General features: G+C 36.6%; 10 protein-coding genes. 5 read left to right on the top strand and 5 right to left on the bottom strand.

The features are described from left to right. Positions 1-136: 136 nt before the first annotated feature. The gene (locus tag BLT30_RS06570) at positions 137-982 is read right to left on the bottom strand and encodes an ABC transporter permease subunit (RefSeq protein WP_089872524.1); all 846 of its coding nucleotides are present in this window, start codon (positions 980-982) and stop codon (positions 137-139) included. Next, complete coding sequence (locus BLT30_RS06565) at positions 979-1,878, bottom strand: ABC transporter ATP-binding protein (protein ID WP_027382542.1); 900 nt, start codon at positions 1,876-1,878, stop codon at positions 979-981. Before BLT30_RS06565 ends, BLT30_RS06570 begins: the two co-directional genes overlap by 4 nt. Before the next feature lie 90 nt (positions 1,879-1,968). Between BLT30_RS06565 and BLT30_RS06560 the strand changes: the two genes are divergently transcribed. After that, entirely contained in the window at positions 1,969-3,315 is a 1,347-nt protein-coding gene (locus BLT30_RS06560) for an ATP-binding protein (protein WP_089872522.1), read from the top strand. A 30-nt stretch (positions 3,316-3,345) separates the two neighbouring features. Here BLT30_RS06560 and BLT30_RS06555 read toward each other — a convergent pair whose 3' ends face one another. Next, the gene (locus tag BLT30_RS06555; protein ID WP_089872520.1) at positions 3,346-4,275 is read right to left on the bottom strand and encodes an SPFH domain-containing protein; all 930 of its coding nucleotides are present in this window, start codon (positions 4,273-4,275) and stop codon (positions 3,346-3,348) included. 192 nt (positions 4,276-4,467) lie between these two features. On the opposite strand from BLT30_RS06555, the gene BLT30_RS06550 reads away from it, so the two are divergent. Further along, positions 4,468-6,117 (top strand): peptide-N-glycosidase F-related protein, encoded by a 1,650-nt coding sequence (locus tag BLT30_RS06550; protein ID WP_089872517.1) that lies wholly within the window; start codon positions 4,468-4,470, stop codon positions 6,115-6,117. A gap of 82 nt (positions 6,118-6,199) precedes the next feature. After that, positions 6,200-7,057, top strand: coding sequence for a tyrosine-protein phosphatase (locus BLT30_RS06545; protein WP_089872515.1), 858 nt, complete (start codon positions 6,200-6,202; stop codon positions 7,055-7,057). A gap of 13 nt (positions 7,058-7,070) precedes the next feature. On the opposite strand, the gene BLT30_RS18085 is transcribed toward BLT30_RS06545, so the two are convergent. Together BLT30_RS18085 and ccsA are read right to left on the bottom strand one after the other, a co-directional pair. Further along, complete coding sequence (locus tag BLT30_RS18085) at positions 7,071-7,361, bottom strand: hypothetical protein (protein WP_139166588.1); 291 nt, start codon at positions 7,359-7,361, stop codon at positions 7,071-7,073. 64 nt (positions 7,362-7,425) lie between these two features. After that, positions 7,426-10,662, bottom strand: a complete 3,237-nt coding sequence (gene ccsA, locus BLT30_RS06535; protein WP_089872511.1) for a cytochrome c biogenesis protein CcsA — start codon at positions 10,660-10,662, stop codon at positions 7,426-7,428. A 240-nt stretch (positions 10,663-10,902) separates the two neighbouring features. Here ccsA and BLT30_RS06530 point away from each other — a divergent pair, with 240 nt between their 5' ends. Together BLT30_RS06530 and BLT30_RS06525 are read left to right on the top strand one after the other, a co-directional pair. Beyond that, complete coding sequence (locus BLT30_RS06530; protein ID WP_089872509.1) at positions 10,903-13,383, top strand: FtsK/SpoIIIE family DNA translocase; 2,481 nt, start codon at positions 10,903-10,905, stop codon at positions 13,381-13,383. A 159-nt stretch (positions 13,384-13,542) separates the two neighbouring features. Next, positions 13,543-13,989: a phosphohydrolase gene (locus BLT30_RS06525; protein WP_089872507.1), complete on the top strand. Its 447-nt coding sequence runs from the start codon at positions 13,543-13,545 to the stop codon at positions 13,987-13,989. Positions 13,990-13,998: the final 9 nt, after the last annotated feature.

Raw genomic sequence — 13,998 nt, 5'->3', positions numbered from 1 at the left:
AAAAACCACTAAAATCAGTTTTGATGGTTGGATCATATCTTAATCTCAGTTATAAATATAATTATATTTAACTTTAATTAAGAAATATTAAACTATTGATATATTTATCTTTACAATATCTCATTTAAAGTAATTATTACCAGTCTTTTTTCTTAAGTATCCAATAGCTTCCCAATATAAAAATTGTTGACCAGACAATACAAGCAATTACACTGTACCAAGGATATTCAAATTTGAACTGCATCCCTAACAATTGTGCCATATTAGTTCTTATCAATGGATTAGGAATCAAATTCGACATGCTTTCCAAAGGCAAATAATCTGTATAGAAAGTGGTTGTACTCAAAACTTTAGCTTTTTCCAATTCAGTAATATTTTGTTGAGCTCTAAAAGTCTCAATACCGATTAAAATTTTCTCTACAAACCAAAACATAAAAAATCCAAGAAACACAAAAATCGATTTTCTGAAAAGAATGGATAGAAACATTAGAAACGAAAAGAAGCTAAATAACTTCAAAAAGTAATTGAAGATGAAATATATTTCTTTAGTGACCAGATCACCCTCTTGTGTTACCGAATAACTCTTTCCTAGCATAAAAGCGATCACAAAAACCAATAATGTTGAAAAAGCAGTGAAAGCCAAGATGGTCAAAAGCTTTGAAAAAACAAACTCTTCCCGACTCAATCCATCAATTATATTCTGCTTGAACATCCTATTGCTAAACTCCTGACATATAGAGAAAACAATAATACAACCAAGGAAAATCTTCAGCAATCCTACAATATAAGTCGTGAAATTCCAAACACCCGGAAAGTTATACATCCCCTGCTCTTTAAGATTGATTTTCATCCCTAAAATATCAAAATCTACCAAACCAATAAACAGCAGAACAATAAGAACAACAAAATACAAACCTGAAAAAATCTTGAAAGGTCTGTAATTCAGATTCTTGAGATATTCTAATTTTAATAATCGTATCATGAGTTGGATTGTTTTACAAGTTCGAGGAATTGGGTTTCAAGGCTTTCTTTTTTCTTCTGGAGATGAGAAAGAGAAATTCCTTTTTCGAATAATTTTTTATTGAGTTCCGATGCAGAAATATCGCTAGAAATCTGGGCAATTATAAGGTTATCCTGTTCTTTTACAGAAGAGAAAATCCCGAAAGATCCAAGAACAGAAACAAGCTCAGAAATATTATCCGCTTTCAGTTCAAAGAAACCTTTTGTATTGCTCATGGCATCCACAGAACCGGAATAGATCGCATTTCCTTGTTTCAGAACGATAACGTGGGAACAGATTTTCTCTATCTCGTCCAAAAGATGGCTTGCAACAATGATCGTAGTTCCCGATTTTGCAATTGAATTAATAATATCTCTGATCTGAATAATTCCTTCCGGATCAAGTCCGTTTGTAGGCTCATCCAAAATTAAAACTTCAGGATCTGCAAGCAAAGCAGAAGCAATCGCCAAACGTTGCTTCATTCCCAAAGAATAGGTTTTAAATGCATCTTTTTTTCTCGTCAAAAGGTTGACCACTTCCAATACCTCATCAATTCTTGAATACGGAATCTCTTTGATCGTTGCTACAATTTCAAGATTCTTTTCCGCACTTAGATAGGGATAGAAATTTGGCTGCTCTATAATTGCTCCGATTTTTTTGAGCGTATGAGTATCCGTTCCTTCTTTTCCAAACCATTTCCAGCTGCCGGAAGTTGGATTGATCGTAGAAAGCAGCATCCCGAAAGTGGTTGACTTCCCACTTCCATTAGGTCCTAAAAGACCATAGACATTACCTTTTTCTACATCGAAGGAAATATTGTTGACCGCAATATGTTTGAACTTTTTGGTCAAGTTTTTTACTTCCAAAATTTTTTCCATAGAAATATTTTATATACAAGTCTGATTCTTGACAACATTGTTACTTTGATTTGTACGGTTTTTGTTTAAATTCATAAAAACATTTTAAAAATGATTCAAAATATCACCGAATTTTCTAAAAAGCTGGACGTTTCCGAAGAAAGCATCAAACAGTTTATCCAGGACTTTGACCTTGAGATCTCTGATTGTCTTTCTCCGAATCTCAATATTACCCAAAATTTTGAAAGATTTGCCATAGAAAATCAGGAATTTCTAAAAAAATATGATGAAGACCTGAATAAGGAAAAAACTGCAGATGATATTTCGAAAAGAATCCATCAACCGAAAGAAAAAATAGAACAGATCATTCAAGATCAATTCCCTAATATTTATGATAACGGGATCTACAAATCATCAATATCAACATTCGGGATAGATAATCAGCTTGGTGGGAATTATCAGTTCATTTACAATTATTTTGGAGATAAAACTGAGCTCAAACAAAGAGATTTCATTGGTTACAGAGATCTATTCTTTTATATTTCAGACATGCTGGAACCTTTCCTTAATCCGGAACAATCTGAAAATTGGGGAATCCAGAAAGCTGCTGGTATTATTGTTTATGGGCCTCCGGGAAGCGGAAAAATCTTCTGGGCTAAAAAAATTGCAGAGATGATCGATTTTGATTTTTTCGAAATCCGAAAATCTCAATTAAAATCGATTCTGGTCAATGATAAAAAAACAAGCTTTGATGAATACCTTTCTCAAATACTCAAAAAGGACAATGTCATTTTGTTCCTAGAAAACTTTGACGAGATAATGATGCAAAGGCAGGAAAAGCAGATCATCAATTCTGATCATGAAGACGTAAAAGAAAGTACACTCCACAACATCGAAAAATTCGAAAAAGAAAACATTGTGATGATCGGTTCTGCAAAAGAGCTGATCGGAATAGAACCAGAGATTCTTGCGCCGGGAAGATTTGATGTTTTGATTCCGGTTTTCCCGCCAAACAAACAGGAAAGAGCTGAGATGCTGCTTTTCAACATGACAAAGAATCTGAACGAAAATGCAACTTTGCTTAAAATATTAAAAAACAACAAAGCTGATCAGATCCCATTTTGGAAAGAGCCTGCAGAAAAAATGAAAGTTTTCTCCAATACAATGCTGATTGATTTCACCCAAAGTCTCAAAAAGCGGATCCGAAGTCTCTATCTGAAAAACAGAACTGAAAACATACAAATCGGTCAAGGGGTTCTGGATGCTTGTCTGAAAGAATCAGCCTCTAAACTAACAGGAGAATATCTAAATAGCGTTCAACAATTTTTATCCGAGGCAGAAGATAATTCTTATGACCGTTTTGCAGCTAGGATCGAAGACCTGAAACAAGAACTTGAAAACTACAAAGCGAAAGACGAACCAATCAGAACTATCGGATTCCATATTAACGAAGAATAAAAAAAGCCTGAATATTCAGGCTTTAATTTTTTATAATAATTTCGGATTCTGTCGATTTGGTTTCGGCGTTTCATCATCTTCAATTTTTTTGGAAACGGCCATTGCCGCAACCAGATCATTCAACATAGAGCTGGCAGCTGTTGGCGTGTTTGGCAGAAGAACAAGATTTGAACGATTGTTCGCCCCAATAGACTGCAAAGTATCATAATGCTGTGTCACAACGATAAGAGCTGAAGCTTCGTGAGGTTCGATATTAACGTTGTTCAAAACCTTTACAGACTCTTCCAGACCTTTTGCTATTTCTCTTCTTTGGTCCGCAATACCTTGCCCTTGTAATTTTTTGGATTCGGCTTCCGCTTTTGCAACTGCCACAATTCTGATCCTTTGTGCCTCAGACTCGTATTCCGCTGCAGTTTTCTCTCTTTCTGCTGCATTGATCCTGTTCATAGCATGTTTTACTTGTTCATCCGGATCGATATCAGTTACCAAAGCTTTGATAATATCATATCCATAACTTTGCATCGCTTCCTGAAGTTCTGCTTTTACAGCCACCGCTATATCATCTTTCTTAAGGAAAACATCATCCAATTTCAATTTTGGCACTTCTGCTCTCACAACATCAAAAACATAGGATGTGATCTGATCATGCGGACTCTCCAGTCGATAAAACGCATCTGCAACCTGAGTCCTGATCACTTGAAACTGTACCGAGATCTTCATTCTCACAAAAACATTATCAAGTGTTTTGGTATCGATCATTACATCCAATTGCTGGATACGAAGATTCATCCGTTTCGAGATCTGATCGATGAATGGAATTTTCAAATGTAATCCCGCATGTCTTGCCGAATGGAATTTTCCCAAACGTTCCACAAGTGCGGCCGTTTCTTGTTTTACTGTGAAGAAAGAAGCAAATAATGTGATAAGCCCAAAAAATATTATAAATCCAATGTATATCATAATTTGTTTTTTTTCTAAAGATAACTTTTTTCAAGGAGAATCACAAGTTTAAATTCCGTTGCAAGTATTCGAAACTTAAATTATCGAAATCTTAACATAATCGATAAAAACAAAAATTAAATCCATAAAAACAATTATCAAAAAGGCTCTATTCACAAAGATTTTCTAAATTTGTTGCAATAATAATCTAATATGAAGAAAAAATTACTTTTTGTTTTTGCAGGACTTGCATTAACACCTTTTTTTAAATCTCAAAATGTATCGGTTTTCAATGATGTTCCTTTCTACAGCATGTATCATTATCTGGGCGAGGGAGAGTCTTTACCTGCGGAAGCATATTCTCAGATCCCTTCAGGCGCAATCCGTTTGCACGCCTATGAACAGGACATCATTTCCAGGAAACTGACCGAATCAGAGATCGCATCGATAGGAAGCAGCGTAAAAATGAATATCGTTCTAACAGCGGCTTGTGACAACTATGACAGACTTGCTGGTGTCAATCTTGTCCTTGTACCAAAAGGAGCAACAACTTATACTTATAACCAAAGCGACATCAAGCGTATCGAGATTGGACGTTTTATCACGCCTTTTATGAACAAAAACATTTCGCCAACTCAGGTTCCATACAGTTTTCAGGTGGATAATATTTCTAACATATTGCATGATACAGCTCTATCTGCTATGTATGATTTTTGGATCGAGTTCCGAGCTGATGGTTACTCTGCCGCAGCCAATACTCAGGTTGCTGGATGTGCGAACAGAACAGATGTTTTCCGTGGGAATCTGGAATTTGTAACAAGTGGAGTCGTAACACCTTCTCAAAACTTCTTTTTACCACTTTCTTATCGTCAAAACCTAAATAATTATAATGCTACAGATGTTCCGGGACAAACAACAAGATTAGTAACTTTTATGCTTGAACAGCCTGTTCCAAATGCTATTCTACATCTTAGCACCTCTAACCATGGATCAAATTCCGGAGGTGAAGAATATGTAAAAAGAGTACATAACGTCTATCTAGATGACCAGTTGGTAAGTCAATATATGCCAGGTGGAAAAAACTGTGAAGATTACAGACAATACAACACGCAAGGGAACGGGATCTACGGAACAACTGCTAAAACTTTGAGAGGATGGATATCTTGGAACAACTGGTGTCCGGGTGATGTTATTCCGAATCGTGAAGTCGGTCTTGGAAATCTTTCTGCAGGAACCCATACCATCAAAATAGATGTCCCTACTGCCGTCTTCACTGGCCAGCAAGGTTATTTCCCGATTTCTATGTATATCCAAAATCAGAAAAACGGAGATGTCATTTGCCCTGCTCCCTATGATTTAAAAATCGCCAGCCAAATAGATACCACAGTAAGCACGGAATGGAAAGAAGCTGGAACTTCTAACCAATGGCAAACACTTTGGGGAAGAAGAAATGTCTTCACAACTGCCGGTGCCGAAGTTTATCGTGACATAGAGAACGATCCAAAAGATACAAGAACAGACCTGACCGTTAACTGGATCTATGAGACCTATGTAAAATCAAAATGTTCGAATGACCAAAGCAGTGTTTGGTACGGACCCGTTTACTCTACTCAAATAAAACTTGGAACAGAAGATATCGACACAAAGAAAATATCAATCTATCCAAATCCTGTTAAGGATTTTATCAACATCAATTCAACCGCAAAAGTGAACAAAGTGTCTGTTTATAATGTTGATGGTAAAATATTGCTGGAAGATAATTCCACAAAGATCAATCTTTCTAAATTACAATCAGGTATTTATCTAATGAAAATAGATTTTGCAGATGGCAGATCCCAAACCCAGAAGGTCATCAAACAATAAAATTATAAAGGTTCCTGCTTGATCGGCAGGAATTTTTATTTAACTCGAAAAATATTTAAGCATGAGAAAACGTTCTTAAAAAATGAAATATCTCTATTTTTTGATCCTTCTATTTTTGGTTTCCTGTAAAACTTATCATTCCCAACCCGAGTTCTCTACCTACTATAATAAAAACCAAGTTGAAATCAAGAAGGTCAATAACTTTCGATATTTAGGAGGAATTAAAAACTCTGAAGGAAAGTCTTTAAAAGACAGTCTGATCTACAGAAGCGGGAATCTCCACAAACTTAGAAATTCTTCTTTCGACGAAATCGAATCGTTGAAGATCAATAAAATCATTGACCTGAGAACGCATCAGGAAATAACAAAAGAACCAGATCATTTCCCAAAGACTATTTCTTACCAAAATCACCCCGCCTTCGAAGATGAAAACGGAGAGTTGAAAGATGCCAAAAAGCAAGTTTTAAAAGGCAGGTTTAAGAAAGATGATGCAGACGCAAGAATGATGCAATTTTATAAAGATTATATTTCTGAAAATCCGGATGTCATTAAGAAGATCATTACAGAAATCCTGGATTCTGAGCAGCCGGTCCTTTACCATTGTACTGCAGGAAAAGACAGAACCGGAATGATCACAGCTCTGATCTTGAAAATTCTGAAATTTGATAGTTCTGTTATTTTCGAGGAATATCTACAATCCAATAATCTGAGACAAAAAGTAATTCAGAAGCGGTTAAACTTGGCTAATAATTTACATTTCATATTTCCAAAATTGGACATTGGTGTTTTAGAAAAAACAGGATGGGTCGAGCGTAATTATCTCCAGTCTGCTTTTGATGAGATTGATAAAAAGTATGGTTCTATGGATAACTATATCCATCACATCCTAGATATTTCTGAGAATCAACGGGAGGTTTATATTAAGAAGTTTTTAAAGTAGGCCTGGTTATTTTTCAATTTAATTGGAGAAGGGTAAAAATTATTTTTACCAAGGCGAATATTATAATTGTCAATGATAATATTATAACCATCAAGGGTAGTTTTGAAATCGCCAAGGATAATATTATAATCGCCATCAGTTGTTTTATATCCGTCATCGGTAACTTTGTCAACGCCAAGGCTAATAGCATAAACGCCATGAGCAGTTTTATACTTGCCAAAGCCAAAAGTATACTCGCCAAGGCTAATATCATAATTGACATCGACAACTTTGAAACCGCCAAAGCTAAAAGTATATTCGCCATCGGTAATTTTGTCAGAAAAAGGGACAAAATAAAAAAGCTGTCTAAAATCTGACAGCTTTTTTATTTAAGGCTCAACCTGTGTTCTCTTTTCATTTTTCTGGTTCAGCTTTTTATACTTAAACCAAGCTGCCACAGAAAGGAGAATCATATACGCTAAACTGATATAGACCCAAGTTGGTAATGGGATCGGGTCTCCTTTTGCGTATGAGTGCAATCCTGACAAGTAATAATTAACGCCAAAATATGTCATTACCATTGAACAGAAAGCAAACATCGTCACCACGTGGAAAGTGTATCTGCCTCTCAGTCCCGGGACGAGCCTCATATGGATCACAAATGCATAGACCATAATCGAGATGAAAGCCCAAGTTTCTTTCGGGTCCCAGCTCCAGTAACGTCCCCAGGATTCATTGGCCCAAATTCCACCTAAGAAGTTTCCGATTGTTAACGCTAACAGTCCGATGTTCAAAGACATTTCACTTACGATTGCCAATTCTTTCAGCGTTGTATCATTATGTTTTTTGAATGTCTCTTTGTTTGAAATCACATAGAAAATCAAAGAGATCATTGCAATCAACATCGACAAGGAGAAGAACCCGTAACTTGAAGTGATAATCGCAACATGAACTACTAACCAATAGGACTTAAGAACAGGAACTAATGGTGTGATCTGCGGGTCAAGTGCGGAACCACCGTGCGCAAATCCCATCATAATCACTGCTACTAAAAATCCTGCCGCGGGAATCAAAGCATTTGAGTTTCTATACAATGCATAACCCGCAGTAATCCCCACCCAAGAGATGAAAATAATCGCTTCATAACCATTGCTCCAAGGTGCATGTCCAGAGATGTACCATCTAGCAACCAATCCTAAGAAATGGAAAGTGTAACCAACCGCACCTATATAAATGATTGCTTTTATAACATTATGAAGGATTTTATTGGATCTAAATAATTCTATAAAACCTAAAACTAAAAGCAATCCTCCAATAATTGTGTAGAAGATCAACAATTTGAAGTTGATGTCCAATGTATTCATCAAAACCTCAAGCTTGACTTTGGTTTCAGAAGGCACTACATTTTTGCCCCATTTCTGTTGATATTCTTCTACTTTTTTAAGTTCAGCATCAGCTTTTGCCCAGCTTCCACCCTGTGTTGCCAAAAGTACACTAGACAAATATGGTCCCAAAACCGCCTGTGCATTTTCATCCGGCTCAAAAGTCGGTGTCATTACAGAATTCCAAGTGTGATTCGGGTCATTTTTTACCGGAACTGTTCGGAAATATTGGTAGGACATAATCCCATTCAATACTTGAACTTTGTCATTTAATTTAATAACTGCTTCATCATATCTTGTTCTTTCAGAGGCTTTTTTTCTAAATGCATCATTATAATCATCCTCCAAAACAAAGCGAAGATTTCCGTTTTTATCGGCTGGGAATAATTTAATCAAACTTGTAAAACCTTCGTCCGTAGCTTTTGTTTTTGCTCTCAGGTCTTTTCCAACTTTACCCGCAGTTTCAATTTTGATGATATTGACCTGAGCCCAAAACATCGGGTCAATCGTAGCAGCCAAGAACCACTGATTGGCATCCAGATCCTGGAATTTGGAACGTGAAGTCAATTTATGTAAAATATCAAGCGCCTGTGTGTTAGCAGGAACAATACGACCTTCGTAATTTTGAACCAATAGAGAACCAAATTTGTCTGCGTGTTCTTTGTTGATTGTAATATTTTTCACCATTTCGTCCGCATCCAAAACCATCGGATTTTTACTCGCAGAAGTTGCTTTTGCTTCGGTTGAATGGGAATGACCTTCGTGGCTTCCGTCTGTTCCATGCATATCAATTTCCTGAGCATTGATTCCGAAACTTAATAAAATCAAAAGAACAGTTGCCACTTTTTTCTTGCTAATGTTTTTCAGTATTTGGTTTAAACTCCAGAATCTAGACCCTTTCCAGAACATTGTCACAAACATCCCTAAAAATAAGAATGCATAACCGATATAACTGATCAAAGTCCCCCAGAAATCGTGGTTCACAGAAAGAACTGTTCCTTTTCTGTCCGGATCAAAACTGGCCTGGAAGAATCTGTATCCTTTATAATTAAGAACGTGATTCATATAGATATTGTAAGGCGTTTCCTTTCCCTCGTCCACAATTCTAACGTGAGATTCGTAAGCTGATGGCGAAGAACTTCCGGGATAAGTTTCCATCACAAATTTTTCCAGTTTAAGTGCGAAAGGCTGCGTGAAATAAATCTTCGGTCCAAATCCCAACATGATATCCAAACCATCTATATGGATCTGCTTGTAATTATTCGGATTTCCTTTTTCTACAACAAGGTCAACAATTTGTTTTGTTTTTGGTCCGTCCACTTCTATTTTCAGCATATCCGGAACGTCTTTATCTTTTTGTTTGTCGCCTTCATAAGCAACCAATTTCCCACGTTTTGTACCTTCCGGAATTACCAACTTCAATTGGTCAATCGTATAAAGGCTTCTCAAAACCAAAGGTTGGAACTCGTCCTTCTTAGTCGTTCCAGTCGCCTGGGTTGCCATTGTCATATAAGCCGCATCAGTCGGTGTTTTGATATAAAGTTGTCCATCTTTTTTCTGGAATTCCACAGCGCCTTCTATTGCAGTCCTGTTGTAACTTACCAAAGTCCCATTGATATTCTGAACCTCACCTTCTCCTAAATAAATATTCTGACGACCGCCCATATCGCTGGTTGAAACCAAATGCAAGAATTCTTTCCCTGCTTTGTCAACAGTCAAACTATCTTTCTTTCTCTGGATATAATCAAGAGCTTTCACAACGATCTTTTCTTTTCCAAGGAAATCATAAGTTGCCTGGAAATCGTGATGAAGTGGTGACATTAGATATGGAACATCATGGTAATTCTGCTGGTCACCTTTTTCCTCGATTTTGATTTTGAAGAAATGTTTGTCTGTTATAATTTCATTATTAGTTTCACCTTCACGGATGTGCATCGTTCCCTCAAAACTGATGTAACGGGTAATTGCACCACCAATGAAAATCAGAATAAAAGCCAGGTGAAAAACCAAAACAGGCCATTTTTCTCTTTTCCAAAGTCTATATCTTCCGATGTTACCAATGAAGTTTAGAATTAATAAAAACATAATGGCCTCAAACCATTTTGCTTCGTAGATCAATGCTTTGGCAGTTGGCGTTCCGTAATCGTTTTCGATAAAAGTAGCAACCGCCATAGAAATTGCGAAAGCAAGGAGCAAAACAGCCATCGTTCGCGTAGAAATGAGAATATCCTGGATCTTTTTCATTCTGAAATTTAATAATCCACAAAAATAAGGATGATAAACCACAACGACATCAAAAAAAACTGTTTTTTGTCATTTTGGAAGGCTTAAACGTTATTTTTAAACGTTCTTAATAAGCCTTTTAAAACTGATAATTAGAGTGCTAAAAATCCATATAATTTTAAGAAAAATTAAAAATAACTCTCAACAATTTACATCAGTGAGAAAAAACATTAAATTTGCATCTATTGACCTTTTTTGAAAATGAACAACGAACAAAATACGACCTCAAACTCCAGCAAAATCATCTCAAAGCCAAGGATAATCTCGGGTGTTTCGCTCATCATATTATCAATTGTTTTGACACTTTCTTTCGTCTCTTATCTGATGAACTGGAAAGCAGACCAAAGCCAAGCCGGCACAATGGCTGACAAAACAGTACAATCTTCCAATCTGTTTGGGAAAATCGGAGATTGGCTGGGAAACCTCTTCATTTTTGAAAGTATTGGCGTTGCGGCTTTTGTGGTGGCATTTTTGTGTTTTGTTTTTGGAACATTGATTTTCAAGAAGAATTATTTCAAACCTTGGAAAACTATTTCCCACAGTTTATTTTTCATTTGCTGGACTCCGATTTTCTTTGGAGCTGTGACCAATGGAGAAGGCGTTCTTGGCGGTGTTTATGGTTATCAGATCATGGATTATCTGAAATCTTATATCGGTTCTGTGGGACTTTGGCTGGTTCTTTTGGTAAGTTTTGCTTTGTATTTTGTCCTGGAATTCAATCTAAGGCCAAGTTCTATCAAAAATAAATTGAATGACATCAATGACAACACATTCGGAAGACTTAAAAATCTGATGCCAGATTCTGATGAAGAATTTGAAGCAGACGAAGAACTGGAAAAAGAAATTATCCCTGAAAAGTTTGCGGGGAAAGAAAAGCCTATAAAAACGGATAATGATTTCAGTAATATTAAGGTCACTCAGGACTTCGAACCAATAAAAACCCCGAATCAAACTTCTTTCAAGGAAGAAATCAAAGAACCAATTAAAGAATCTGCTCCTGAACCCATTGTATTATCTTCTACTCCATCTCAACATCAAAGACCAATTGTGGAAACTCCGGCTGTAAAAACGGAGGATGATTTTGCCTTCAATGTAGAAATAAAAAAAGATGAAGATTTCCCGATAACCGCCGAACAGCAAAAATCTGATGACCTTGTCAGCAAACACGGTTTGTATGACCATAAATTGGACTTGGCAAAATTCCAGATGCCTTCTGTTGAATTACTGAAAGATTACGGAAACGAGGAAATCACAATCAATAAAGATGAACTTGAAGAAAATAAAAACAGGATTGTTGGTTTATTAAAAACTTTCAATGTCGGAATTTCCGAAATCAAAGCGACGATCGGCCCAACTGTTACACTTTACGAAATTGTACCGGAAGCCGGAATCCGCGTTGCAGCAATCAAAAAATTACAGGATGATATTGCGCTGAATCTTTCCGCACTTGGAATCAGAATCATCGCACCAATGCCAGGAAAAGGAACCATTGGAATCGAAGTTCCTAGAAAAAATCCGACAATGGTCTCTATGCGTTCGGTTGTGGCATCTCCGAAATTCCAATCAGCCGATATGGATCTGCCAATCGTTTTCGGAAGAACTATCTCTAACGAAGTTTTCGTGGCTGACCTTGCAAAAATGCCTCACCTTTTGATGGCAGGAGCAACAGGGCAAGGAAAATCGGTTGGTATCAATGCGATTTTAACTTCTTTGATTTATAAAAAACATCCAAGCGAATTGAAATTCGTAATGGTTGACCCGAAAAAAGTGGAATTGTCACTTTACTCAAAAATAGAAAGACATTATTTAGCAAAATTGCCTGATACAGAAGATGCAATCATCACAGATAATGCAAAAGTGATCAACACACTGAACTCACTTTGTATCGAAATGGATGACCGTTACGAATTGCTGAAAAATGCGTTCTGTAAAAACATAAAAGAATACAACGCCAAATTCGCTCAAAGAAAACTGAATCCTGAAAACGGACACAGATATCTGCCTTATATCGTTCTGGTTGTGGACGAATTTGCAGACCTTATTATGACCGCTGGAAAAGAAGTGGAACATCCGATTGCGCGATTGGCGCAGTTAGCGAGAGCAATTGGAATTCATTTAATTGTTGCCACGCAAAGACCTTCAGTTAACGTAATTACTGGTATGATCAAAGCAAACTTCCCTGCGAGAGTTGCTTTCCGAGTGATTTCCGGAGTGGATTCCAAAACTATTTTAGATTCGCCTGGAGCAGAGCAATTGGTTGGAAAAGGCGATATGCTTTATTTCAACGGAAATGATCTGACTCGTCTTCAATGTGCATTTGTAGATACACCGGAAGTGGAAAGAATTGCGGAATTCGTTGGAGAGCAAAAAGGATATTCTGACGCTTATCTTCTTCCTGAATATTCTGGAGAAGATGCCGCTTCAACTGTTGGGGCATTTGACCCGAATGAAAAAGATGCATTGTTTGAAGAAGGTGCGAGAATAGTGGTTTCTACACAGCAAGGTTCAACATCTATGTTACAAAGACAACTGAAATTAGGATATAACAGAGCCGGAAGAATCATGGACCAATTGGAGGCTGCTGGCGTTGTGGGCGGTTTCAATGGTGCGAAAGCGAGAGAGGTTTTGATTTCTGACCTCAATTCCTTAGAAAGACTTTTAGATGAACTTAAAGGAAGATAGTACTAAAAACTATATTTTTAATAAAATCTTAACATAATTAGTTAAGGTTTTTTTTATTTTCAATTTAAAATTTAATCAATGAAAAAAGTAGTTTTGATATTGCTTTCTATACTTTCAGTATTTACATTTGTTCAATAAAAATAAAAACAAAAAAAATAAATGTCGACGCACGAACTCCTCTACAAAGCCATAAAAATTGCTACCAAAGCCCATAAAAAACAAACTGACAAATATAATGCACCATACTTAGGACATGTTTTCCGAGTGATGAATGCCGGCAAAACCATTGATGAAAAGATTGTAGGTATTCTCCACGATGTTGTGGAAGACAATCCTGACTTTCCAATAGAATATTTGCGTGAGAAGGGTTTCCCAGAATATATCCTTGAGGCTATCGAATGTCTTACAAAACGAGAAGAAGAACATCTGGATTACGACGCATTCATCGCAAGGATAGAAACAAGTCCACTTGCCATTGCTGTAAAACTGAATGACCTGAGGGACAATATGGATCTGACCAGATGTACAGAGTTATTACAGGAAAAAGATTTGAAACGCTTTAACAAATATCTGAAAGCTTACCTCTATCTTTCTGAAAAGTATTAAAATCACTCT

Origin of the sequence: Epilithonimonas hungarica, assembly GCF_900102265.1 — a bacterium.
Classification (GTDB): domain Bacteria; phylum Bacteroidota; class Bacteroidia; order Flavobacteriales; family Weeksellaceae; genus Epilithonimonas; species Epilithonimonas hungarica.
The sequence above is the reverse complement of the archived record's forward strand: the minus strand, read 5'-3'. Positions and strand labels throughout refer to the sequence as shown.